This window comes from Streptomyces sp. 8N706 (assembly GCF_052245415.1).
Classification (GTDB): Bacteria; Actinomycetota; Actinomycetes; order Streptomycetales; family Streptomycetaceae; genus Streptomyces.
The window spans coordinates 1-24895 of record NZ_JBQQBW010000066.1 but is presented as its reverse complement, the minus strand read 5'-3'; the positions used below and the strand labels follow the sequence as shown (position 1 = coordinate 24895).

21 protein-coding genes are annotated in these 24895 nt (G+C 70.8%); 7 read left to right on the top strand and 14 right to left on the bottom strand.

Annotated features, from left to right (window positions below; genetic code table 11):
• Positions 1–20: 20 nt before the first annotated feature.
• The 9 genes from ACTWQE_RS22580 to ACTWQE_RS22540 all read right to left on the bottom strand — a co-directional run bounded on the left by ACTWQE_RS22580 (position 21) and on the right by ACTWQE_RS22540 (position 9622).
• Positions 21–908, bottom strand: coding sequence for a DUF5936 domain-containing protein (locus ACTWQE_RS22580; RefSeq protein WP_443330841.1), 888 nt, complete (start codon positions 906–908; stop codon positions 21–23).
• Positions 909–923: 15 nt separating this feature from the next.
• Positions 924–1862 (bottom strand): type II secretion system F family protein, encoded by a 939-nt coding sequence (locus ACTWQE_RS22575; protein WP_443330840.1) that lies wholly within the window; start codon positions 1860–1862, stop codon positions 924–926.
• Between the two features lie 147 nt (positions 1863–2009).
• Positions 2010–3347, bottom strand: a complete 1338-nt coding sequence (locus tag ACTWQE_RS22570) for a CpaF family protein (RefSeq protein WP_443330839.1) — start codon at positions 3345–3347, stop codon at positions 2010–2012.
• Positions 3348–3382: 35 nt separating this feature from the next.
• Positions 3383–3679: a pilus assembly protein gene (locus ACTWQE_RS22565; protein WP_443330838.1), complete on the bottom strand. Its 297-nt coding sequence runs from the start codon at positions 3677–3679 to the stop codon at positions 3383–3385.
• A gap of 213 nt (positions 3680–3892) precedes the next feature.
• Positions 3893–5515: an AAA family ATPase gene (locus ACTWQE_RS22560; protein ID WP_443330837.1), complete on the bottom strand. Its 1623-nt coding sequence runs from the start codon at positions 5513–5515 to the stop codon at positions 3893–3895.
• 8 nt (positions 5516–5523) lie between these two features.
• Entirely contained in the window at positions 5524–6237 is a 714-nt protein-coding gene (cpaB, locus tag ACTWQE_RS22555) for a Flp pilus assembly protein CpaB (protein WP_443330836.1), read from the bottom strand.
• A 178-nt stretch (positions 6238–6415) separates the two neighbouring features.
• Positions 6416–7303 (bottom strand): hypothetical protein, encoded by an 888-nt coding sequence (locus ACTWQE_RS22550; protein WP_443330835.1) that lies wholly within the window; start codon positions 7301–7303, stop codon positions 6416–6418.
• A 371-nt stretch (positions 7304–7674) separates the two neighbouring features.
• Entirely contained in the window at positions 7675–8988 is a 1314-nt protein-coding gene (locus tag ACTWQE_RS22545) for an Nramp family divalent metal transporter (protein WP_443330834.1), read from the bottom strand.
• A 244-nt stretch (positions 8989–9232) separates the two neighbouring features.
• A complete protein-coding gene (locus ACTWQE_RS22540) occupies positions 9233–9622 on the bottom strand; it encodes a VOC family protein (RefSeq protein ID WP_443330833.1) in 390 nt (129 codons plus the stop codon).
• A 253-nt stretch (positions 9623–9875) separates the two neighbouring features.
• Between ACTWQE_RS22540 and ACTWQE_RS22535 the strand changes: the two genes are divergently transcribed.
• Both ACTWQE_RS22535 and ACTWQE_RS22530 read left to right on the top strand, forming a co-directional pair.
• Positions 9876–10898 carry a chitinase gene (locus tag ACTWQE_RS22535; RefSeq protein WP_443330832.1) on the top strand — a complete coding sequence of 341 codons (1023 nt, stop codon included), beginning with the start codon at positions 9876–9878 and terminating at the stop codon, positions 10896–10898.
• A gap of 95 nt (positions 10899–10993) precedes the next feature.
• Positions 10994–12259 (top strand): APC family permease, encoded by a 1266-nt coding sequence (locus tag ACTWQE_RS22530; protein WP_443330831.1) that lies wholly within the window; start codon positions 10994–10996, stop codon positions 12257–12259.
• Between the two features lie 59 nt (positions 12260–12318).
• On the opposite strand, the gene ACTWQE_RS22525 is transcribed toward ACTWQE_RS22530, so the two are convergent.
• Positions 12319–13188 (bottom strand): trypsin-like serine peptidase, encoded by an 870-nt coding sequence (locus ACTWQE_RS22525; protein WP_443330830.1) that lies wholly within the window; start codon positions 13186–13188, stop codon positions 12319–12321.
• Between the two features lie 181 nt (positions 13189–13369).
• On the opposite strand from ACTWQE_RS22525, the gene ACTWQE_RS22520 reads away from it, so the two are divergent.
• Positions 13370–14704 carry a M14 family metallopeptidase gene (locus ACTWQE_RS22520; RefSeq protein WP_443330829.1) on the top strand — a complete coding sequence of 445 codons (1335 nt, stop codon included), beginning with the start codon at positions 13370–13372 and terminating at the stop codon, positions 14702–14704.
• Between the two features lie 339 nt (positions 14705–15043).
• On the opposite strand, the gene ACTWQE_RS22515 is transcribed toward ACTWQE_RS22520, so the two are convergent.
• The 4 genes from ACTWQE_RS22515 to ACTWQE_RS22500 all read right to left on the bottom strand — a co-directional run bounded on the left by ACTWQE_RS22515 (position 15044) and on the right by ACTWQE_RS22500 (position 19368).
• Positions 15044–16534, bottom strand: a complete 1491-nt coding sequence (locus ACTWQE_RS22515) for a GntP family permease (protein WP_443330828.1) — start codon at positions 16532–16534, stop codon at positions 15044–15046.
• Positions 16535–16989: 455 nt separating this feature from the next.
• Entirely contained in the window at positions 16990–17403 is a 414-nt protein-coding gene (locus ACTWQE_RS22510) for a RidA family protein (RefSeq protein ID WP_443330827.1), read from the bottom strand.
• Between the two features lie 13 nt (positions 17404–17416).
• On the bottom strand, positions 17417–18163 hold the full coding sequence (locus tag ACTWQE_RS22505; protein WP_443330826.1) for an IclR family transcriptional regulator: 747 nt from the start codon (positions 18161–18163) through the stop codon (positions 17417–17419).
• Entirely contained in the window at positions 18160–19368 is a 1209-nt protein-coding gene (locus ACTWQE_RS22500) for a sugar kinase (protein ID WP_443330856.1), read from the bottom strand. Before ACTWQE_RS22500 ends, ACTWQE_RS22505 begins: the two co-directional genes overlap by 4 nt.
• Positions 19369–19554: 186 nt before the next feature.
• On the opposite strand from ACTWQE_RS22500, the gene ACTWQE_RS22495 reads away from it, so the two are divergent.
• From ACTWQE_RS22495 to ACTWQE_RS22480, 4 genes are all read left to right on the top strand, one after another.
• Positions 19555–20835 carry an amino acid deaminase gene (locus tag ACTWQE_RS22495; protein ID WP_443330825.1) on the top strand — a complete coding sequence of 427 codons (1281 nt, stop codon included), beginning with the start codon at positions 19555–19557 and terminating at the stop codon, positions 20833–20835.
• 159 nt (positions 20836–20994) lie between these two features.
• A complete protein-coding gene (locus ACTWQE_RS22490) occupies positions 20995–22620 on the top strand; it encodes an N-acyl-D-amino-acid deacylase family protein (protein WP_443330824.1) in 1626 nt (541 codons plus the stop codon).
• Positions 22621–22727: 107 nt separating this feature from the next.
• Entirely contained in the window at positions 22728–23939 is a 1212-nt protein-coding gene (locus tag ACTWQE_RS22485; RefSeq protein ID WP_443330823.1) for a pyridoxal phosphate-dependent aminotransferase, read from the top strand.
• A gap of 457 nt (positions 23940–24396) precedes the next feature.
• Positions 24397–24837 carry an SCO4983 family protein gene (locus ACTWQE_RS22480; protein ID WP_443330822.1) on the top strand — a complete coding sequence of 147 codons (441 nt, stop codon included), beginning with the start codon at positions 24397–24399 and terminating at the stop codon, positions 24835–24837.
• Positions 24838–24895 lie beyond the last annotated feature (58 nt).

Here is a 24895-nt window from a genome sequence, read left to right as displayed (position 1 = left end):
ACCTCCTCCCTCCACATCCGTCACTGTCCCGTGACCGCTCCGAAGTCCGCCCGGGAGCCGAAGATGAAGCCCGCGATCAGAAGGATCATGGTTGCCGGGACCATGAACGTGGTGATCACGGCCGTGGCCTTCGGGACGGCCCTGGCCGCCCTGCGCCGGGCGTTCTGGGCATCGGTACGGCGCATGTCCGTGGCGATCTGGATGAGCGTGTCCACGATCGGGGCACCGAGCTCCTCGCCCTGCTGAAGCGCCGTGACGAACATGGCGACCTGCTCGGAGTCATTCCGCCTGCGCAGCTCGTCGAAGGCCTCCCGGCGGCTGACGCCCATGTCCATCTGCCGCAGGGTGATCCTCAGTTCATCGGCCCAGGGGCCCTCGTACTTCGCGGCAACGCGGTCCAGCGCCTGCCGGAAGCCCAGACCCGCGCTCACCACGACGGCCAGAACGTCGAGGAAGTCGGGCAGTGTCCGCTCGATGACGTCCTTGCGCCGGCGGATGGCGGCCCAGATGCCGACGTCCGTCCACCACACGCCGAAGGCGAGGAGCACCACGGTGAGCAGGACGTTGCCCTTGTCGAGCATGACGAAGGCACCGATGACGCCGAGGATGCCGTAGACGGCGCGGCGTGCGGCGTAGCGGTCGATCGTCAGACCGCCGGGGTTTCCGGCGAGATCGATCCTGCGCCGGGTCGCGTTGACCCGCTTCCGGCCCATCATGCGCAGCACCGTGGGTGCGAAGCGCATGCCGAGCCGGTCGATGACCGAGCCGACGGCCGTCGTCCGGGAGGCTCCGACCTCGAGGGCGACGGCGAGGTCGCCGGGGAGCCTCGCCTCGGCGCGGTACATCCGCAGTCCGTGGACGACGCCCATGACGCACAGGCCGATGACCGACGCGAGCAGCAGTCCCATCGCTCCGTTCCCCTCTCAGACGTCGATCTTCGACATACGGCGGATGAGGAAGAAGCCCAGCGCGTAGAGGCCCAGCGCGATGATCACCGCACCCTGGCCGAGCGGCGACGAGGTCATCTTGTCGAGCGATCCCGGCATGACCTGGTCCATCAGCAGCAGTGCTCCGAGGCCGAGGAGGGGTACGGCGAAGGCGGTCATATTGACCTGTGAGAGCTGGGTGCGCACCTCGCGGCGCGTCTCCTTGCGCTCCTCCAGCGTCACGGTGAGGTTCCGGAGCGATCCGACGACCGTACCGCCGGCGCGGTTGGACAGGACCAGCGTGGTGACCAGCACGACCAGCTCGCGCGAGGGCAAGCGGTCGGTGAGCTCCGCGAGGGCGTCGTCGATGGCGTGTCCGACCGACAGCTTGTCGGCCACCTTGCCCAGCTCCTCACCCGCCGGAGCCTCCAGCTCGTCGGCCGCCATGGACAGGGCCGTACGGAGCGCGAGGCCTGCCTCGGTGGCGTTGGCCAGGATTCTGGAGAGCTCCGGGAGCTGGTTGACGAACTTCTCATTGCGCCTGCCGCGCTGCCAGTTGAGGAACGCGAAGGCGGCCCAGATGCCGAGCAGACCGGCGATGGGGCCGAAGAACGACGCGAGCGCGGAGGAGCCGAGGAACCACAGACCGGCCGCCAGGAAGGAGGTGTAGGCGGTGAACTCGCCCACGGTGAGGTCGAGACCGGTCGCCGCGAGGCGGTTGTCGAGCTTCTTGCCGTATCTGGTCTGCCGCATCCTCCGGTCGACACCCCGGAAGCGGCGCCGCCGGCCGACGGTGGGTATCCGGCCGGTGGTGGAGAGCCGGTCCACGACGGCCTGCCGCTGTGCTTTGCCGGTGGCGTACACATGCACGCCCATGACCGCGAAGACACAGGTCAGTAGCGTGGCGCCGAGCGTCGGCAGCGCGAAATCATCCATGTCCGGGGCCGGCTTTCCTCATGGGCTTCCCTGTCAGCTTCCTTTTCCGGCTCCCGGGCTGCCTTGTCGGGCTCCCGGGCTTCCTCATGGCCTTCCCTGCCGGGCTTCCGCGCCGGACGTGCCTCAGGGGCTTCGTGTGGGGCCTTCTCATAGGGCTTCCCGGGTCGCGAGCTGGTCGGCAGAGGTGGCGACGCCGAACGCGGCCGGGACCGCCTCGCCCGCGTAGTGGAGGCGTTCGGCGGTACGGCCGGGCAGCGGGAAGTACCGGAAGGTGCCGTGCACGATCCGGTCGGCGCCCAGGGGCCGGGCGTCGAAGCGGCAGACGGACACGATCCGGAACGACTCCCGCCCCCGCGAGGACAGCATGGTGATCTCACTGATCTTGCGTGATCCGTCGGGGTGCCGGGACAGCTGGACCACGCAGTCGACGGCGCTGTTGATCTGGTCGCGCAGCGCCTCGAACGGAACCTCGACCTCGGACATGGACGCCAGCGTCTGCAGGCGCATCAGCGCGTCCTCGGCGCTGTTGGCGTGCACGGTCGCCAGAGAACCGTCGTGACCGGTGGACATCGCCTGGAGCATGTCGAGGGTCTCACCGCCCCGGACCTCGCCGACGATGATGCGGTCGGGCCGCATGCGCAGCGAGTTGCGCACCAGGTCGCGGATGGTGATCCGGCCTTTGCCCTCGACGTTGGGCGGGCGGGTCTCCAGGCGGATCACATGGGACTGCTGGAGTTGCAGCTCCGCCGCGTCCTCGACCGTGATGATGCGCTCCCCCTCGGGGATCAGACCGGAGAGGGCGTTCAGGAGCGTGGTCTTACCGGAACCCGTGGCGCCGGACACGATGATGTTGAACTTGGCGCGGACCAGGGCCGACAGCAGCATCAGCATATGGTCGTCGAGGGTGCCCAGCCCGATCAGCTCCCGGAGCCTGTACGCCCGGGGGAAGCGCCGGATGGTGAGCGTGGCGCCGGTCAGCGAGAGCGGCGGAATGATGACGTTGACCCGCTCCCCGGACGGCAGCCGGGCGTCGACCATCGGATTCGACTCGTCCACCCGGCGGTTGACGGTCGAGACGATCCGCTCGATCGTCTGCATCAGCTGCTCGTTGGACGCGAAACGCAGCGGCAGCCGCTCGACCCGCCCGGCTCGCTCGACGAAGATCTGGTCCGGGCCGTTCACCATGATCTCCGTGATGGACGCGTCCTCCAGAAGTGGTTCGAGCACCCCCAGACCGAGCGCCTCGTCGACCACCCTGCGGATGAGCGACGAGCGCTCATGGGTGGAGAGGACCGGGCCCTCGCGGCTGATGATGTGGCCCAGAACGCGTTCCAGCCGGGCCCGGCGCTCGGCGGCGGCCAGCAGCGACATCTCCGCGAGGTCGATCTCCTCCAGCAACTTGACGCGGTAGACCGCGACGAGATGGCTCTCCTCGTGCGGCCCACCCGCCGTATCGGGGGTGGTGATGCGCGCCCTCAGGCTCATCGGTGCTCCTCGGTGCGTGGGACACGGGGCCGGCGCTAGTCGCGGGGCATCGTGGCGGTCTTCTCGGCCGTCCCGAAGTCCAGGCCCGGGACGATCGAGGGAATCCGGACCCTGGCCGTGGCGGAGACCCCGGCCCCGTCGTCGGCGATGCCCAATTCGGCTCCCTCGGCGATCCAGTCGCTCATCGACTCGAGGCCGGCGGTCCGCGGATCGGTCACCGGGCGGTCGTGCGTCGCCGTACGAGCCGCCGCCCGCGCCCCCGTTCGCGCCTGGGAGGCCGCGTACGCCCCGATGCCCAGCTGTACGGCCGCGAGCGCGACGACGAGCAGCACCGGAAGGAAACCCAGGAACTCGATCGAGACCTGACCCCCGTCGGCGGGCCGTGCCCGTCCCGGGACCGCATGGCCGCACCGGGCCGCTCCCGGGCCCGACCGCCCGCGCCGTACCCGTACCACCCACCTGCGCCCTACCCGTACCGGTACCCCCCGCCCGCACCGTGTCCGCCCCGGGACCGGCCCCCTGCGCCGCGCACGCACCCTCATCCCTCAGCCCTCCTCAGCCGCACCGGCTTCGCCGGTGACCGTGAACGGGAACGCGATGGCGCCCGGGAAGAGCACCGGGACCTCGAGATCGACCTCGACCTTCGCCAGCCCGTGCTCGTAGCGGGGCCGGACCCGGGCGCCGTCGGCCCAGGCCCGGGGCAGGTCCTCCTTGACCGCGGCCTCGATATCGGCACCCCGGCCCTGCGCGTTCCCGGCGCCGGAGGTCGCGGCCGCCCGGGCGCCCATGTCGGCGGAGTTGCCCGCCAGGGTGAAGGTGTAGCCGACGAGGACGAACTGCCACAGCAGCACCAGCACGACCAGGATCAGAGGGATGATCCCGAGGAATTCGACGGACACCTGGCCGCTGTCGCCCCCGCGGCGGCGGCGGAACGTCATCGCCCCCCGGTCTCCCAGCCTGCGGGGCTTGCCGCCTCTGCCTCCGCCGGGCTGCTCGGCGCCCTTCACCAGACCGAGTTCTCCCGCCAGGCCCCACAGCGCCTGCTTGACCGTGCCGCGGCTGTCGAGGTCCTGCACCCGGCCGGCGTCGATGGACGGCTGGAGCTCCTTGAAGTTGGCCGGGACCACCGTCCGTGCCACCCGCGTCCCCGTGGTCCGTTCGATGATCGGCGGCTGGATCTCGGTGCTGCGGTTGTGCCGGTTGACCACCGTGACGGTCTCCTCGGCCTTGCGGATCTGCAGCCGGTCCCACAGCCGTACGAGGCGCTTGGCGGACCGTACGGCGACCACGTCCGGGGTGGTCACCAGCAGCGCGAGGTCCGCCATCTCGACCGCCGCGGCGTTCGCGCCGTTCATCTGGGTGCCGCAGTCGATGACGACCACCTCGTAACGGCTGCGCAGCGCGCTGACGATCTGCCGTGCCGCCCGGTCGCCGACCTCCTCGCCCCGCTCGCCCTCGCCCGGCGCGAGCAGCAGGCCGAGGCCGGTCGGATGGGTGAAGAGAGCGTCCTGCAGCACCCGCGGCGAGATGTCGCTGATGCCCGCCAGATCGACGATCGACCGCCGGAACTGCACATCCAGATAGGAGGCCACATCGCCGGACTGGAGATCCATGTCGGCCAGGGCGACGGTGCGGCCGGAGGCGCGGGCGGCCAGAGCCAGCTGTACGGCGGTCAAGGTGGTGCCGACCCCGCCCTTGGCGCCGGTGACCGCAACCACGGTGCCGCCGGGTCCGGTGAGGACATCGCCGTCGGAACTGAGATGGCGGCGCACACCCACCGACCACTGGACGGTGGCCTGCACCCGCGCCGCCAACTCGTCGTAGGAGAGCGGCAGCCCGATGAGGCCGCGGGCGCCGGAGTCCATCGCGGCGGAGTACAGCCCGGGGCTGACGTCGGCGGTGATCAGGATGACCCCGACCGCCGGGAAACGGAGGGCGACATCCCGGATCAGCTCCAGTGCGGGCACCGGACCGATGCGTTCATGGACGAGCACGACCTCGGGCAGATCCATGACCGACTCGTTCGCGAGCCGGGCCAGAGAGTCGATCAGGGAGGTCGCATCGGGTGCGGGAGACAGGGGCTCGGTGTCGGGTAACTGGCTGAGCAGGGAGATGACCACCCGTGCGGCGTCAGGATCGCCGATGGCCGGAAGAATTCTGGTGACCATCCGTTACCTCACCTGTCTCCGTCGAGGGTGTAGGTGCGCTGGTCCCGGGGGATCGACGCGTCGGTGCCGGGAGCGACCAGGGCGAGCCGGACATGAGCGGCGAAGGACTCCGCGTAGGCCACCCGCTGGGCGTCGACGGTGTTCAGGGCGAAGGTGATCGGGACGGCTTCTCCGCCTTCGCCCTGCCGTCGCTCCTCGTCGTTCCTGGGCCGCAGCGCCGTGAGTTCGCCCACGTCGATGACGTGCGCGTTGCTGACGATGACCTTGGAGACCGGGTCCGTGCCCTCCTGGTCGCCGTCGAAGGTCGCATAGATGTTGACCGTGGCGCCCGGATTGATCTTGCCGGCGACGCCGGTGGCCGCGTCGATCATGATGGCGATCTCCTGCTGGCCCGGCTTGAGTTCAGGACGGTCGGCGACCATGTCCGACTGCAGCAGGGAGCCCTTGCGCAGCGGGTTGACCGCGATCTTCCCGTCGAGGTCGTCGAGGTCGGTCACCGCGGTCGATGGAAGCCACCGTTCGGGCACGGATATCTTCTCGAACTGCCCCGCGTCCAGAGTCCTGTACGCCGGCACATCGGCCTTGAGTTCGTACGCCGTCGTCTCGGGCCCGACCTTCGACTCCACGTCGCTGATCACGGAGAGCACGCCTGCGAAGGCTCCGCATGCACAGAGGACCGACAGGAGCAGCAGGAGGACGCCGCGGCGCTGGCGTGAGTTCATGGGTGGCAAACCTCGTTAGGGGACGTGGCCGTTGCTGGTGACGGGGTACGGGGCCGGGCTGGTGACGGAGTACGGGCCCGGTCACCTGCCGGGTGACGGGGGTGCGGCGCGGAGTGATGGGCACGATGCTTTGCCGGCCGGGGTGGGTCACCACGGTGCGGAGCGGGCAGTATGATCTTCACTGGGCCGAGCCGGACACGAGAACCGTGCGCCGGCCCCCGGCACCGCCGGGTGGACTCGGGTCCTCGGAACGGAGCACCTGCGCGGAGCAGAACGCGCACTGATCACCGATGAATTCGAGCCCGCACCAGTGGCAGATGTCTCGGCGCACCGACGCGACCAGCTGATACAGCACCACGGGATCGCGGATCGCTGCGGCGAACTCGATGAGCTTCCCGGTGCCCCACCAACGGGGCGAGTCGGCCGGCAGCGGGGTCTCCTCGAGGTCGTGGACGCGCCACTGCCGGGCGAGTGTGGACGTGACCCAGTCGGACTGGAGCCGGCCATGGGCCACGGTGAGTTGAGTGGCGAAGCCGGGGCCTTCCAGCACCGTCTCCGTGTCGATCTTGACGAGCCGGGGCACCGGCGCGGCCAGCACTCCGAACTGCGCTCCCGGCACCCAGGATTTCACGTGCGATCTCAGGCCGACGGAGATGTGGTCCAGCTTGGCGACGGAGCTGAGCAGGGCACCCGCGTAGATGTAGTGGGACAGGAGTTTGGCGGAGGACGCGAGGACCCCGGGACGGAAGTCCCCGAGGGATAACTGGCGCAGCTGCCGCGCGAGTACGGCCACGGCAAGCGGCGGGAGGTCGAGTCGCAGCAGCGCGATCCGGTCACTCTCCATGACCGACCGGAGGGTGTGCAGGCGCCGGGCGGCCGCCGGGTCGGCCGAGGACGGGTACAGCGCGATGACATAGCCGTGCTGCTCGATCAGCACCTGCATGGTGACAAGAGCGGCCTCGAGCTCCTGCCGGCCCGGCGGCTGAAGCACGACCGCGGGGGGCGTGTGCCGGTCGGTCGGTGGAAGCACCAGCTCCTGGCTGGTGACTGCAATCGCGGTGAGCACGTGTGGTTCCCCGTTCCGCTCCGCACCCGGTCCGGCCGGGAACGGTAGATCTTCCTGTACGCGCTGCTCCAGTCTCACGCCGGGCCTGCGTCGCCCTGCTGCCTTCGCAGCTTATCCGCGCTGTGAGCGGCAGAGAACACTCAGCTAGGAATGATCAGCTCAGAGTTCCCTTTCCAAAACAGGCAAGACAGGTCAGATCATGCCAAGCGGCCGACAGTTGCCGAACATGCTCATCCCGCTCCTCAAGAAGGCCGCACGAGGGCCCCACCGAGCAGCCCGGTGACCGACCGGTGCGAGCGTCGCCCTCCCTCGGGCACCCGGCCCGCCGTGCCTGCCCGGCGGGTGCACCGGTGTCCGTGCGAACTCCGCGCCTACCAGGGCAGGTCGCGCACCTGCTGCACACACAGCGCGACGAACAGCAGCCCGGCCGCCGTCAGCATCACATTGCTGAGGATGCCGTTGCGCCACTCGCGCGGCGTACGGCCGGTGTTGAGCAGCCAGACCAGCGTCAGCGCCAGGAAGGGCATGAAGAAGGCACCGAGGACGCCGTAGGCGATGACGAGCCCGAACGGCTGGTCGAGGAAGAGCAGGACGATCGGCGGGAAGGTCAGCCACAGCAGATACGCCCGGAAGGGCAGGGACTTCTCGGCCTCGCCCGCGGCGACCTCGGCGACGATCGACGCCTCTCCGTCCGCGACCGTACGGCCGCGGCGGTAGTTCTCGACGAAGTCCGCGAACAGCAGGCTCACCCCGTGCCATACGCCGATCAGCGAGGTGAAGGAGGTCGCGAAGAAGCCGACGAGGAAGAGTTTGGCCGTGGTCGCACCGAACCGCGCCTCCAGGACGTCGGAGAGGTCGAGGAGCCCCTTGTCGCCCGAGGCCAGCGCGATGTTCGTGGAGTGCAGCAGCTCGGCGCCGACAATCAGCATCGCGACCACGAAGATGCCGGTGGTGACGTAGGCGACGCGGTTGTCCAGCCGCATCACCTTCATCCAGCCGCTGTTGGTCCAGCCCTTGGCGTTGACCCAGTAGCCGTACGCGGCCATGGTGATCGTCCCGCCGACGCCTCCCACGAGGCCGAGCGTGTACAGCAGCGACCCGTCCGGCAGCACGGGCACGAGCCCCGCGAACGCCGCCCCGGCGTCCGGCCCCACCCGCGCGGCCACATACACGACCACCACGAACATCACACCGACCAGCACCGTCATGACCTTCTCGAAGACGGCGTACTGGTTGAACCACACAAAGACCAGCCCGATCAGGCCGGTGATGACGGCCCACGTCTTGAGCCCCAGGACGCCGGGGAAGAGCGCGACGATCGGGAGGGCGCTGGACGACATGGCCGTGGCACCGTAGACGAACCCCCACACGACCACGTAGATCGCGAAGTACACCGTGGTCCAGCGGCCGAGGCTGCGCCAGCCGTCGAACAGCGTGCGTCCGGTGGCCAGATGCCACCGGCCCGCGGCCTCGGCGAGGGAGATCTTCACCAGACAGCCGATCACGGCCGCCCACATGAGGGTGTACCCGAACTTGCTGCCCGCGATCAGCGTCGCCACCAGGTCACCGGCTCCGACGCCGGTGGCCGCCACGACGATCCCCGGCCCGACATGCCGCCAACTCGCCTTCCGCGGCCGCCGCTCTTCGGTGACCTCGCCGATGCCGCTGTCACTGGTCTTCGCCATGGCTGCCTCCCACCTTGTCCCCCTGGGGCCGACCTGGGGATTGAAGCCGCCATGCGGCGGCCGCACAAGGGGGCGTGTGGAGGCGGTCCGCACCACTCGTACGACGGGCGCCGCGGGCACCTCATCCTGGGTGGGCACCCCTACGGGGTCCTGGGCGGTGGTCCTGGGCGGTGGTCCTGGGCGGGGCACTCCTCCGGGGAGGGCGTCGTCCCGGGCAGGGCAGCGGGCGGATCCCGCCGCTGTGTCAGGCGTCCTGGGGGTACCAGCGCAGCTCGACCGTGTTGCCATCCGGGTCCCGTACGTACAGGGACTGCGCGACGCCCCGGGCCCCGAAGCGCTCGCCGGGGCCGTCCAGGACCGTGAACTCGCCCGAGTCGACGACCCGCTGCCAGTCGAGCGGCTCGACGACCAGGCAGATGTGGTCGACGTTGGAGCCGCCCGCGGAGTCCTCCGGGCTCCGCACCAGATCGATGATGGTCGTCGGGCTCACGCGCACGGAGGGGAAGGGCGCCTTGCCCGCACGCCACTCCTCGGCCCGGACCGGCTCGAGCCCGAGCGGACCGCAGTAGAAGGCGAGGGACCGCTCGACGTCGGCGACGTTGAGGACGAGATGGTCGAAGTCGATCACGCGCATGGTTCCTCCGCGGGGTGTGTCCGATCAGGCTTCTCCCCATGTGAACAGGCGAGGGTGACACCCCATTCCGACGACGGACGGACTCCGCCGCATCCCACCCGTGTCAGCGGCGCCCGATGGCCGGGCAGAGCGGACGAACTCGTGTCAGGGCCTTGACAGGGCTATTGGTCTGGACCACGTTGTACGGCAACAACGCAGGGGCCCCCGCGTTCCGCACGTACCTCTCCCCCACTCCCCCACACCGGAGGCCTTCGTGGAACGCATACGCGGACACCGTCCGCCCAGGAAGAAGGCGCGGCTCGCGGCCGGGCTCGCCACCGCGGCACTGGTGGCCGGAGGGCTGGTCGGGCTCGGCAGCGCTCATGCGGCCGAAGAGCCCGCCGGAGCCACCGCCGTGCCGAAGCACGCGGTCACCGGCTACTGGCAGAACTTCGACAACGGTGCCACGGTCCAGAAGCTGCGGGACGTCCAGGACGCGTACGACATCGTCGCGGTCGCCTTCGCCGACGCCACGGGGACGCCGGGCGCCGTCGACTTCACCCTCGACCCCGCCGTCGGATACAGCAGCGAGCAGCAGTTCAAGGACGACATCAGGGCCAAGCACGCCCAGGGCAAGTCCGTCATCATCTCCGTCGGCGGCGAGAAGGGCACGGTCTCGGTCAACGACTCCGCCTCGGCCGCCAACTTCGCCGACAGCGTCCACGCCCTGATGCGGGAGTACGGCTTCGACGGCGTGGACATCGACCTCGAGAACGGCCTCGACTCCACCTACATGACCCAGGCGCTGCGCTCGCTGTCCTCCAAGGCGGGCAGCGGCCTGGTCATCACCATGGCGCCGCAGACGATCGATATGCAGTCGACGTCGAACGAGTACTTCAAGACGGCGCTCAACATCAAGGACATCCTCACCGTCGTCAATATGCAGTACTACAACAGCGGCTCCATGCTCGGCTGCGACGGCAAGGTCTACAGCCAGGGCTCCGTCGACTTCCTCACCGCCCTCGCCTGCATCCAGCTCGAAGGCGGCCTCGCGCCCGGGCAGGTGGGCATCGGCGTCCCCGCCTCCACCCGCGGCGCGGGCTCCGGATACGTCTCCCCCTCCGTCGTCAACGCCGCCCTGGACTGTCTGACGAAGGGCACGGGCTGCGGCTCGTTCAAGCCGGGCAGAACCTACCCGTCGCTGCGCGGCGCGATGACCTGGTCGACCAACTGGGACGCCGCCAACGGCAACGAGTTCTCCGGCCGGGTGGGCCCGCACGTCCACGGTCTGCCGTAATCCGCCGGCTTCACGGACCGCCGTCGGAGGGGCCGTTCCCTCCGGCGGCGGCCCCTCCGACGTCCCCTCTCACAGGCGCTGTAGCGTCTGGCGCTGTGAATACGACACCGGCAGGCAACAGCCCGGAACTACGGCGGCGGCTCGGGCTCGGCGACGCCGTCGTCATCGGGCTGGGGTCCATGGTCGGAGCCGGGATCTTCGCCGCGCTCGGGCCGGCCGCGGACTCGGCCGGGTCCGGCCTGCTGCCCGCGCTCGCGGTCGCCGCCGTGGTCGCGTACTGCAACGCCACCTCCTCCGCCCGGCTCGCGGCGCTCTATCCGGCTTCCGGAGGGACCTACGTCTACGGGCGCGAGCGGCTCGGCGAGGCCTGGGGCCATCTCGCGGGCTGGGCGTTCGTGACCGGGAAGACCGCCTCCTGTGCGGCGATGGCGCTGACCGTGGGGGCGTATGTGTGGCCCGCGCAGGCGCACGCGGTCGCCGTCGCCGCCGTGGTGGCGCTCACCGCCGTCAACTATCGGGGCATCCGGAAAACGGCCTGGCTGACCCGGGCGGTCGTCGCGGTGGTGCTGGCGGTGCTGGCGAGCGTCGTGACGGCCTGTCTGCGCAGCGGCGCGGCCGACGCCGGCCGGCTCGACCTGGGTGCCGACGCGACCGTGGGCGGGGTGCTGCAAGCGGCCGGCCTGCTGTTCTTCGCGTTCGCCGGATACGCCCGCATCGCCACCCTCGGCGAGGAGGTGCGGGACCCGGCCCGTACGATCCCCCGCGCGATCCCGGTCGCGCTCGGCCTCGCCCTGGTGGTGTACGCGGCCGTGGCCGTCGCCGTCCTCGCGGTCCTGGGCCCGGACCGGCTGGCCGGGGCGACCGCACCGCTCGCCGACGCCGTCCGGGCCGCGGGCGTACCGGCCCTCGCCCCCGCCGTACGGGCCGGGGCCGCGGTCGCCGCCCTCGGTTCACTGCTCGCACTGATTCTCGGTGTCTCGCGCACCACCCTCGCCATGGCCCGCGACCGCAACCTGCCGTACGCCCTGGCCGCGGTGCATCCGCGCTTCGGTGTGCCGCACCGTGCCGAACTCGCCGTCGGCGCCGTCGTCGCGGTGCTCGCCGCGACGGCCGATGTGCGCGGCGCCATCGGCTTCTCGTCCTTCGGCGTCCTGGTCTACTACGCCGTCGCGAACGCCTCCGCCTGGACGCTCACCGCCGCGGAGGGCCGCTCTCCGCGTCTCGTACCGCTGACCGGGCTGACGGGCTGTGCCCTGCTCGCCTTCACCCTGCCGGTCTCCTCCGTGGTCGCCGGGGCGGCGGTGCTCGCCGCGGGCGCGGCCGCCCACGGTCTGCGCCGTGCTGCCGCACGGCGGGAGTGACCCTGTCCGTGGGCCGGCCGCCCCCCGGCGGCCGACCCACGAAGAGTGGTCGGTGCCTGTCAGGAACCGGCCCTGGACGGCTTCGGGAGCTCACACCCCGGCCGACCGAGGTCGATCTTGTTTCCGGTACCGATGCACTGCGTGATCCCGTAGGTCTGCTGGGCGTAGTTGATGCCCTCGCGCACCGTCACCGCGCCGTTCTGGTCGACCTCGCACGGGTTGTTGTCCGTGCACCGTTCACCGTCCTCGTTGCCGGTGTTGTTCACGGCGACGACCTTGCCGCTCGCCGTGTCCACCACGGGCGACCCCGAGGTGCCGCCGATGGTGTCGCAGGCGGGGGTGTAGCGGACGGAGTCCTTCCAGGTCCATTCGCCTTCGCGCAGCCGGTAGGCGAAGCCGTCGACATTGCAGCTGTAGATCCGCTTCCAGTAGCCGGAGACCACCTTGATGGCGGAGCCCTGCGCCGGACGGGTGGCGGAGAGCTCCAGCGCGCGGACCCCGTACGAGGATTCGATGGCGTCGTAGCCGGTGTTCAGCTCGTACAGCGAGATGTCGGTGTCGGTCATCGTCGCGTACGAGACCTTGGTGGCGCGGAGCGTGGCCACCTTGCTGCCCGAGGAGTTCAGCAGGCTGAAGGTGCGGCTGGACGGCTTGTCGAGGACGACCTCGCCCGCGCCGGGCATGCCGCTCTCCAGACAGTGGCCGTTGGACAGAACGAGGGCGGGGTCCTGGGCGGTGGAGCCGGGCGGGCGGATCACTGAACCGGAGCAGTTGCTGAGCGCCACCGTCCCGGTGAAGTCGACGGCTCTGGCCTTCGCTTTCGCCTTCGAAGGGGCTGACGTTGCGTCATGGTCGAGAGCGGCCGCGGGAGCTGTTCCCGCGCCGGCCACGAGTACGGCCATGAGGGCAGCAACGAGAGGTTTTTTCATGTGGGGGTCCTCTCTGTACCGAAAATCTTTCGGCGTTGTCATGCGCATTGTGTAGGCACAAGCGACGGAGAACAACCATGCACTCTTGACCGTTGCATGCCAGGTCCCGACGATGGGCGGGGACACCCGCACCCTTTGCGTCGCACTGAGCACCCCCACACTGGACACCCCAGGAGACTTCATGCGACTCCGAACCAGGGGCAGACGGGCCACCGCCCTCGCCGCCACCCTTCTGGCTCTCACTCTGGCCGCGCCCCTCACGGCTCAGGCGGGCAACTCCGCCTCCGCACAGGCCGCCACGGCCGAGGAGGAGGTACGGCAGTACGAGGTGGCAGGCCCCGCCACCGCCGCCCAGCGCACCGCCCTGGCCGCCACCGGCGTCTCCATCGACGACGTGGACAGCCACTCCGTGGTGGTCACCGCGGATGCCGCACAGGCCAGGACACTGCGCCGGCTCGGCTACCGGCTGAGCGCGCTGCCCGCCCCTCCCGCCCGGACGAACGGCCTGGCCGCAAAGCCGTTCGACTTCCCGCCCGCGGACTCCGGTTACCACAACTACGCGGAGGCCATGGCCGACATCAACGCCAAGGTCGCCCGGTACCCGGACATCATGAGCAAGAAGGTCATCGGCAAGTCCTACGAGGGCCGCGACATCGTCGCCGTCAAGGTCAGCGACCATGCCGGCACGGACGAGGCCGAGCCCGAGGTGCTGTTCACCCACCATCAGCACGCGCGGGAGCACCTCACCGTCGAGATGGCCCTCTATCTGCTGCGCGAGTTCGGCGAGGACTACGGCAGCGACTCCCGTATCACCGCCGCGGTCGACAGCCGGGAGATCTGGATCATCCCGGATCTGAACCCGGACGGCGGGGAGTACGACATCGCCTCCGGCAGCTATCGCAGCTGGCGCCTGAACCGCCAGCCGAACTCCGGCTCCTCGCGTATCGGCACCGACCTCAACCGCAACTGGGACTACAAGTGGGGCTGCTGCGGCGGCTCCTCGGGCACCCCCGGCGCCGAGACCTACCGGGGCGCGCGGGCCGAGTCCGCGCCCGAGGTGAAGGTCGTCGCCGACTTCACCCGCAGCCGCGTCGTCGGCGGCAAGCAGCAGATCAAGGCCGGTATCGACTTCCACACCTACAGCGAGCTGGTGCTCTGGCCGTACGGCTACACCGACGACGACACCGCGCCCGGGATGACACAGGACGACCACGACGCCTTCGCGGCCGTCGGGAAGAAGATGGCCGCGAGCAACGGCTACACACCCGAACAGGCCAGCGACCTCTACATCACCGACGGCTCGATCGACGACTGGCTGTGGGGGAACCAGAAGGTCTTCAGCTACACCTTCGAGATGTATCCGTCGGGCTTCGGAGGCGGCGGCTTCTACCCGCCCGACGAGGTGATCGAGCGGGAGACCAGCCGCAACCGGGACGCCGTGCTCCAACTCCTGGAGAACGCGGACTGCATGTACCGATCCATCGGCAAGGAACAGCAGTACTGCGCGAGCAGCTGACGTCGCACCTCGTGCCGGGGCGGAGCTCCCCCCCCGGCACGAGCGCCGCGCCGTACGGGTGCTGGGGCCGCGTCAGCCACGGTTCACCCCGCTCGCAACCCTGGCACGGCCTCCCCGGCTCCCTCCCCCGGCCGGAGGCTGGGGTGGTGCCCCCAGTTGCGTTGCCCGATCGACCGAGTAGGGCGCCTGCTACGAGGCCGATGCCCCGTTTTTCCGCTGACCGGACCAGGTCACCTGGCTGAGGCAGCACGAGGGCGTGTTTCACAAGTCCCTCCCCCAGCCTCCGGCCGGGGGAGGTAGCTGGGGGAGCCGCGGACCCCGCCCTTCGGGCGGACGGCGCTACCTTTGGAGCACGCCCTGGAGGAGCAGGCTCAGCAGGGCCGCCACCGCGAAGCCCGCCACCGACAGGACCGTTTCCAGGACCGTCCAGGACTTCAGGGTGTCGCGCTCCGATATGCCGAAGTACTTGGCCACCATCCAGAAGCCGCCGTCGTTGACGTGCGAGGCGAAGATCGAGCCCGCCGAGATCGCCATGATGATCAGCGCGAGATGCGCCTGCGAGAGGTCCGCCCCCTCGACCAGCGGGAGGACGATGCCCGCCGTGGTGACGATGGCGACGGTGGCCGACCCCTGGGCCACCCGCAGGACGACGGAGATCAGCCAGGCCAGCACGACGACCGGGAGACCGACGTCGTGGAAGGCGTCGGCCAGCGCCTGGGCGACACCGCTGCCCTTGAGGACCGCGCCGAAGACACCGCCCGCGCCGACGACCAGCAGGATGTTGCCCACCGGCTTGAGGGACGCGGTCGAGACCCTCTCCAACGACGTGCGCGTCCACCCTCGCCGCAGGCCCAACAGGTAGTACGCCAGGAGCAGCGCGATCGTCAGCGCCACGAAGGGGTGGCCGAAGAACTCGATGACCGAGCGGACGGTGCTCGGGGCGAGCGCGATGGAGGAGAAGGTCGCGAGAAGGATCAGTACCAGCGGGGTTCCGATGATGGTGAGGACCGTCCCGAGAGCGACCGGCTTCTCGGGCACCCGGGCGCCCGCGGCCCGCCGTTCGGCGGCGACGGCCGCCTTGGCCTCCTCGGCGGCCTCGACCATGTCCTGCGGAACGTCGACGAAGAGACGCCTGCCGATCCAGGCGGCGTACGCCCAGGCGGCCAGGACCGCCGGGACACCGACGAGGACGCCCATCAGAATGACCCAGCCGAGGTCGACACGGAGCAGGCCGGCGGCGGCCACCGGACCGGGGTGCGGCGGCAGGAACGCATGGGTCATGGACAGCCCCGCGAGCAGCGGCATGCAGTAGAGCAGGATCGACCTGCCGCTGCGCTGGGCGGCCGCGTACACGATGGGCGCGAGAACGAAGATGCCGACGTCGAAGAAGACGGGGATCCCGAAGACGACACCGGTGATGCCCATGGCGAGCGGTGCGCGCCTCTCCCCGAACAGCCCCAGCAGACGCGAGCTCAACGTGCCCGCCCCGCCGGAGACTTCAAGGATCGCACCGAGCATCGTGCCGAGGCCGATGATGATCGCGACATGGCCGAGGATGCCGCCCATACCGGTCTCGATCAGCGAGACGGCGTCGGACTTCTGGACGGTGCCGAACAGTTCGGTGACGGAGAGACCGGCGCCCAGGCCGACGGCTAGGGAAACGGCCAGCAGGGCGACGAACGGCTGCAGCCTGACCTTGATGATCAGGAAGAGCAGGAGCGCGACACCGAGGGCGGCGACGGTCAGCAGACCGGCCGCGCCGGGTATGAGCGCGAGCAGTCCACCGGAGTGGGGTGGAGGCGGTGGGGGAGGCGGGACGACGAGCGGCATGGGAACTCCCTGGAATCCGGGCAGGGGGTGCCGCGGCGGGGCCCCTCCTCCCGAGGGGCGAGGAGAGCTGCTCGACCGGCGGCGGTCATGGGGGATGGGACGGGATCACGGGGGATCGGAGGGTGACGCCCCGTCGGGGGCTGTGGGGGGGGCGACCGCGGTGGGCGGGGCGGGGGACGGGGAGCGTTATGGGGGAAGTCGCTCCGCGCGCCCCGCCCACCGCGGGGTTCATGGGACCGGCCGGTACGCCATGGGCTCACGGCGCCGGGCGGCCGGCCGAGGGTTCACGGGACTCGCACGTAAGGTCAAGGGGCCGGCAGTTCGACGAGGGCTCGTGGTGCCGCGTGGTTCGAACGGGAGTTCCTGGGACAGGTCGTTCGCCACGTGCCCATGGGACCAGCGGTTCGCCGCGGGTTCACCGGTCGGGCCGGCTCGCTGCGGGCTCATGGTGCCGGTCAGCCGAGGACGGCGAGCGCGTCGATCTCGACCAGGAGGCCGGCGGGGAGGCCGACGTAGACCGTCGTACGGGCGGCCGGGGCTTCCTCGAGACCGGCGAAGTATTCGTCGTAGATCGCGTTGAACTCGGCGAAGTGCGCGGTGTCGGTGAGGTAGACCCGCACCATGACAGCGTCCTCCCAGCTCGCGCCGCCCTCCTGGAGAATCGTCTCGACGTTGGCGAGGGTCTGGAGCGTCTGCTCCCGGAGCGTCGGGCCGGCCGGGGTGGGTGCCTGGCCCGCAGCGGCGGGGAGGAAGCCGACCTGGCCGGCGACCTGCAGGATGTTGCCCTTCCTGACACCGTGCGAGAACCTGGCCGGCGGGACGGTGTGCGTGGCCGGAGTGATCGCGGTCTTCGGGAGCCTGTCGCTCATGAGCTCGCTTCCTTCATGGTGTGTTACCGGAGTACTCATGGCTGATGGCGTCGGCGGTCCGGCGCACCAGCGGGAGCAGTCGGAGGAGTTCGTCGGCGGTGACGACGACGTTCGGCGCGGAGACCGAGCACGCGGCGACGACGCGCCCGTCCGCACCGCGGATGGGGGCGCCAACACAGTTGATGGACTCCTCATGGCCGCCGAGGTCGGTGGCCCACCCCTGCTCCCGTACGGTCGCCAGCTCCTTGAGAAAGGCTGCCGCGTTCGGCGTCGAACGGGCGGTGTACTGGGGGTAGTCGAGCTTCTCGGCGACGGCTCGGCGCTCGGGTTCCGGGAGGTCGGCCAGGAGCAGCTTGGCGACGGCCGCGACCGTTATCGCGACGGGCTTGCCGATACGGGAGTACATCCGCACCGGGTAGCGGCTCTCCACCTTGTCGATGTAGAGGACTTCGCTCTCCTCGTACACCGCGAGGTGGACGGTGTGCCCGCACTTCTCGTTGAGCTCCACGAGATGGGGGTGGGCGATCTCGCGGATGTCGAGATTCTCCACGGCTTCCTGGGCGAGGGCGAAGAGCCGGGCGCCGAGGCGGTAGCGCTGGTCCGGCTGGCGGTAGACCATCCCGTGCTCGTGCAGGGTCCGCAGCAGCCGCAGCGCGGTCGACTTGTGGACACCGAGCCGCTGGGCCACCTGCTCCAGATTGGCAGGCCCCTCGGCCAGCAGCGGCAGGATGCTCAGCGCGCGATCGACGGTCTGGCTCATGTGGTGCTTACCTCCACCCGTACGGTCCCGGACCCTTCCGTCGTCCAGCCGGGGCCGAGACGCAGTGTCTCCCACTGGGCGGGGTCGAGGGCGGCGAGACGGTCGGCGTGGCTCCGGGACGGAGGCGTGCCGAGGTCGCCGGGGACGGTGAGGGACGCGGCGGCCGCGAGGTGACCGTGCCGGATGCGCTGGAAGACGGGCAGTCCGCGGAGGGTCGCGGAGAGGAACCCGGCGGCGAAGGCGTCACCGGCGCCGGTGTGCGCGACGACCTCGACGTCCAGGGCGGGTGCGAAGACGACGTCGTCGGTGCCGTCGGCACGGCGCGCGTAGACGGTGGCGCCCTTGTCGCCCTGCTTGACGACGAGGGTGTCGGGTTCGGGAAGGGCTTCCCGTACGGCGGTGGCCTCGGGCAGGTCCCAGGCGGCCTCGGCCTCGTCCTCGCCGACGAAGACGAGATCGCTGCCGCGGGCGAGTTCGGCGAGCACGGCCGCGCCCGCTCTCCGGGACGGGCTGCCCTGCCGCGCCACGCCCCCGGCGTCGTCGCCTCCGCGGCCCGCGGCGGCCTGCCACAGGTCCGCGCGGTAGTTCACGTCGAAGGAGACGAGGGGGCGGCCGGGCCGACGCGCCGTCAGCTCCCGGATCAGGGCGAGGCAGTCGCCGGAGAGTGCGGCGGTGATGCCGCTGAGGTGGAGGACGCGGCCCGACCAGAGGCGGTCGCGGGGGACGGTGGAGGGGGACATGGCGGACGCGGCCGACCCGGCGCGGTAGTACACGACCTCGGCGAACGGCTCGGCCCCTCCCGAGGACGCGGCTGCGCCGGCCGACGCCGTCGCTCCGAAGAACGCGCCCTCCCCGTCGGCGGCTCCGGCCGTCCCTCCAGGGGAGGCCGCCCCCCTCGTGCGGCCCCGGACCGAGGTCGCACGCTCACCTGCCGTACGGAAGTAGATGCCCGTGGGCCGGTGATCGTCCCGCTGGACGGCGGACGTGTCCACACCGGCGGCGGCGACGGCCGCCACCAGATGGTCGCCGAAGCCGTCCGTGCCGACCCGGCTGACCCACCGTGTGCTGTGCCCGCCGCGGGCGAGCGTGCAGGCCACGTTCGACTCCGCCCCTCCGATGCCACGCTCGAACACGGGCACCTCGGCGAGGCGGCCGACCGGGGCGCCCGCGGACGACGGAGGGAGGAACGGCACGAACGTGACCATGGACTCGCCCACGCAGACGACGTCGACAATCGGCAGTGCGGTCACGGTCCTTCGCGCTCCTTGCTCTCGCTCCCGAGGGGGGCGTGGCCCACCATTGACCAGGCAGTTGCCCGGATGTTAGACAGCGGTAAGCGGTATACGCAATGGGTGTTGCAGAGCATGCAACATGGATTCGCAGGAGGCTTCATGGCCGCCGACAACGCCGTCGCCCGCCTCGCTCACGAGCGGGTCGACCACCGCTTCAAGGCCCTGCCGCCGGACGCCGAGGGGCTGACCGTGGGTGCCCTGGCGGAGGAGCGCCGGTCCCTGTTCACCGGGGGCTTCACCACCCCCGTACTGGCCCTGTCGGCCGAGGCCGTGGAGCACAACCTCGCCCTGATGGAACGCTACTCCGCCGAGCACGGGCTGGCGTTCGCCCCGCACGGCAAGACCTCCATGTCCCCTCAGCTGTTCGAGCGCCAACTCGCCCATGGAGCATGGGGCATCACCGCCGCCGTACCCGCCCAGGTCCGCGTCTACCGCGCCTTCGGCATCCAGCGTGTCTTCCTCGCCAACGAACTGGTCGACGCGGCCGCGCTGCGCTGGCTCGCCGGGCAGTTGGACGCCGACCCCGGCTTCCGCTTCGTCTGTTACGTCGACTCGGGGCGGGGGGTGGAGCTGATGGACGCGGCCCTGCGCGACGCGGGGGCGCGGCGGCCGGTCGATGTCGTGGTCGAGCTGGGCGCCGGCGACGGGGCGCGGACGGGAGCCCGTACGCCGGCCCAGTGCGCCGCGGTCGCCGATGCCGTCGCGGCCTCGGACGTCCTGCGACTGGTCGGTGTCGCCGGATACGAGGGCGAGGTGCCGCGGGCGGACAGCGCGCGTGTCACCGCCTGGCTGCGCCGACTCGTCGCGCTCACCGTCGAGTTCGACACGGCGGGCCGCTTCGCGGACGTCGACGAGATCATGCTGAGCGCGGGCGGCAGCGCCTGGTTCGACGCGGTCGCGGACGTCTTCGCCACCACCCCGGAACTCTCCCGTCCGCTGCTGAAGCTGCTGCGCTCGGGCGCGTACGTCTCGCACGACGACGGCCACTACCGCCGTCTGACCCCCTTCAAACGGGTACCGGAGGAGGGCTCGCTGCACCCGGCGTTCCGGCTGTGGGCCCAGGTCGTGTCACGCCCCGAGCCGGGCCAGGCGTTCCTGAACGCGGGCAAGCGGGACGCGGCGTACGACCTCGACCTCCCGGAGGCGCAGATCGTACGGTCCGCGCGCGACGGGGCGGAGCGCCCGGCGGACGGGCTCACGGTGTCGGGGCTGTCGGACCAGCACGCGTGGGTGAAGGTCGCGGAGGGTGTGGAACTGGAGGTCGGCGACTGGGTGGGGATGGGTCTCTCGCACCCCTGCACCTCGTTCGACAAGTGGCAGCTCATTCCGCTGGTCGCGGAGGACGGCACGGTCACCGACTTCATCCGCACCTTCTTCTGAGAAGCGCACCGCTTCTCCTGAGTAGCGCATTCTCCTGAGAAGCGCACCCCATTCTTCTGACAAGGGCACCGCGCCCCCGGCCCGCCGTACGTCCCGGGCACCCGCGTGCCCCGCACGCCGGTCCGCGCGCGCCCCCACACCAGGAAGGCAGCCGCCGCCATGGATCTCGTCATCCGGGACGCCCGTGTCATCGACGGCACCGGCGGCGCCTCGTACCGGGCGGACGTCGCCGTCGACGCCGGGCGCATCGCCGCGGTCGTACGCGAGGGCGACGGCCCCCGGCCGTCAGGCGTACGTGCCGTGGACGCCGACGGACTCGCCCTCTCCCCCGGCTTCATCGACATGCACGCCCACAGCGATCTCGCCCTGTTGCGGGACCCCGCCCATGAGGCCAAGGCCGCGCAGGGCGTCACGCTGGAGGTCATCGGCCAGGACGGCCTGTCCTACGCCCCCGTCGACGACCGCGTCCTCGCCGAGGTCCGCACCCAGATCACGGGCTGGAACGGCGACGGCTCCGACATCGACTTCCGCTGGCGGAGCGTCGGCGAGTACCTGGACCGGCTCGACCACGGATTCGACGGCCGGGGCATCGCGGTCAACGCCGCGTACCTCCTCCCCCAGGGCACCGTCCGGATGCTCGCCGTCGGCTGGGACGACCGGGCCGCCTCGCCGGACGAGCTGCGACGGATGAAGCGGCTGGTCGCCGAGGGACTGGAACAAGGGGCGGTGGGCCTGTCCTCCGGGCTCACCTACCCCCCGGGCATGTACGCGTCGGGCGCCGAACTGACCGAGCTCTGCCGGGTCGTCGCCGCGTACGACGGCTACTACTGCCCGCACCACCGCTCGTACGGGGCCGGGGCTCTGGAGGCCTACGAGGAGATGGTGGCCCTCACCCGGGACGCCGGATGCGCCCTCCACCTCGCCCACGCCACCATGAACTTCGGAGTGAACCAGGGGCGCGCACCCGGACTTCTCGCGCTGCTGGACCAGGCCCTGGACGACGGCGCCGACATCAGCCTGGACACGTATCCCTATCTGCCCGGCTGCACCACGCTCGCGGCACTGCTGCCGAGCTGGGCGAGCGAAGGCGGCCCGGCCGCGATCCTCGCCCGCCTCCGGGACGACGAGGCCGCCGGCCGCATCCGGCACGCCATGGAGGTGGAGGGGGCCGACGGCTGTCACGGCGTACCGGTCGACTGGGACACGATCGAGGTGTCGGGCGTCTCCGGCCCCGGGCTCGCGAGCCACGTGGGGAAGACCGTCTCCCGCAGCGCCGCCGAGCGCGGTGAGCCGCCGTTCGCGACCGCCCGCCGGCTGCTGATCGACGACCGGCTCGGCACGACGGTCCTCCAGCACGTCGGCCATGAGGAGAACGTCCGCGCGATCATGAAGCACCGGGTGCACACGGGCGGCAGCGACGGCATTCTGCACGGCGCCAAGCCGCACCCCCGCGCGTACGGCACCTTCCCCGAGTACCTCGGGAAGTACGTGCGCGACCTGGGAGTCCTCTCCCTGGAGGAGTGCGTGGCGCATCTCACATCCCGCCCGGCGGCGCGGCTCCGGCTGCCCGACCGGGGTCTCGTACGGGAGGGTTACCGCGCCGACCTCGTCCTGTTCGATCCGCGGACGGTAAGGGCCGGTTCCACTTTCGAAGCCCCGCGCACGCTCCCGACCGGCATTCCGCACGTCCTCATCGACGGCCGCTTTGTCATCGAAGACGGGCGGCGGACGGATGTTCTCGCGGGCCGGTCGGTGCGCCGGCAGCCGGTCGTCCGACGCGGATGAGCGACGGGCGGGTGACCGGTGCGCGGTCGGTCACGGACAGTCACTCCGAGCACTCCAGTGGCTCAAAACACCGCGCCGCTTCGGTTACACGCCCGTAAAGTGGCGGCATGCAGGTGATCCAGTCAACCAAGCTCGCCAATGTCTGCTACGAGATCCGTGGCCCGGTGCTCGAGGAGGCAATGCGGCTGGAGGCGGCAGGTCATCGCATCCTCAAGCTCAACACCGGCAACCCCGCTCCCTTCGGGTTCGAGTGCCCGCCGGAGATCCTTGAGGACATGCTCCGCTCGCTGGGCGGCGCGCATGGCTACGGGGACGCCAAGGGTCTGCTCGCAGCGCGGCGCGCGGTGGTGCAGCACTACGAGACCAGGGGCATCGAACTGGACGTCGAGGACGTCTACCTCGGCAACGGCGCCTCCGAGCTGATCCAGATGTCGATGCAGGCGCTGCTCGACGACGGCGACGAGGTGCTCGTCCCGGCGCCCGACTACCCGCTGTGGACGGCGGCCGTCTCGCTGTCCGGCGGCACGGCCGTGCACTACCGGTGCGACGAGCAGGCCGACTGGATGCCGGACCTGGCGGACATCGAGCGCAAGATCACCGACCGCACCAAGGCGATCGTCGTCATCAACCCGAACAACCCGACGGGTGCGGTGTACGACGACGCGCTGCTGACCGGGATCACGGACATCGCCCGCCGCCACAACCTGATCGTCTGCTCCGACGAGATCTACGACAAGATCCTCTACGACGGCGCCACCCACACCCCGACGGCCGCCATCGCGCCGGACCTTCTGACGCTGACCTTCAACGGACTGTCGAAGGCGTACCGGGTGGCCGGCTACCGCAGCGGCTGGCTGGCGGTCTGCGGCCCCAAGGCCCACGCCTCCAGCTATATGGAGGGGCTGACGATCCTCGCCAACATGCGGCTGTGCGCGAACGTCCCGGCGCAGCACGCGGTGGCGGTCGCCCTCGGCGGACGGCAGTCGATCAACGATCTGGTGCTGCCGGGCGGACGGCTGCTGGAGCAGCGCGACACGGCGTACGACCTGCTGACGCAGATCCCGGGCGTGACATGTGTGAAGCCGAAGGGGGCGCTGTACGCCTTCCCGCGGCTGGACCCGAAGGTCTACAAGATCAAGGACGACCGGCAGATGGTGCTCGACCTGCTGCGCGCCGAGAAGATCATGATCGTGCACGGCACGGGCTTCAACTGGCCGGAGCCGGACCACTTCCGGCTGGTCACCCTGCCGTACAAGGAGGATCTGACGGACGCGGTGAGCCGGATCGGCCGCTTCCTGGACGGCTACGGCCAGCCGTAAGGCGCGCCCCCACGGACAGCCGCCCTGCCGCAGCGCTCATGGGAGACGCCCTGCCGAGACCGCACGGACAGCCGACCCCGCCCACAGCTGTCGCGCACGAAGCCGCCTGCCGCGCGCCAGCGCGGACACGCCCCTCTCCACCCTGAGCGAACACGCGGACGGCCGACCCTCCGTACCCGCGCTGGGCTGACCGCCTACCGCGGCGCCCGGGCAGGTACCCCATGCCATAGCGCCCGCGGCTGCCCCTGCCAGAGCGCCCGCGCGGGCGGCCCGACCTGCCGTATACCTTCGGCCTCTCCGCCGCTCCCTCTCCGGAGCCCGCCGCAGGGGCGCTACCGGCGGTGCCGCCGGGCGGCGCCCTTTCTGTCCCCTGTTTCTCTTCTTCAGGCACAGATCGGGGTAAACATTAGACTCGATCTAAGTTAGGATGGGCTCCTAGACCTGGCTGGAGGCCATCATGTACGAACCGATCCGCACCAAGTCGGTCCACACCATGGCCGAGCCGGAGTTCCCGCACCGCTCCCGGGGGGAGGAGCTGGACATCCAGCTCGCCGGGCATCTCGCAGCCCTGCTGGCCGTGACCGACGAACTGCGCGCCCTGTCCGCGGACGGCGACGGCGATCCCGGCTCCGGCCTGGACCGCGCCGCCGAGCGGATAGCCGAGCAGGTGGCGCGGCTGCGGCGAGGCCGGCGGCCTGTCCGCGCAACGGCTGCGGGTGGCTCCGGCACGGCGCGTGCGGACTCCCTGCACCGCAGGGCACACACGCTCGCCGGGCGGGCGCTGGTGGTCGCCGCGTCCCGCGCGGACACGGCCGCCGCGATCCTGGCCGCCGAGCGGATGGACGCCCACGCCGCCGCGCTGGACGCCTCCTCCGCCGCCCTGACGGCGGCCCACTGACGGCCCTGGGCCGCGTTCCCAGAGGCGCGCGGTCCAGGTGCCACACAGAACAACCCCA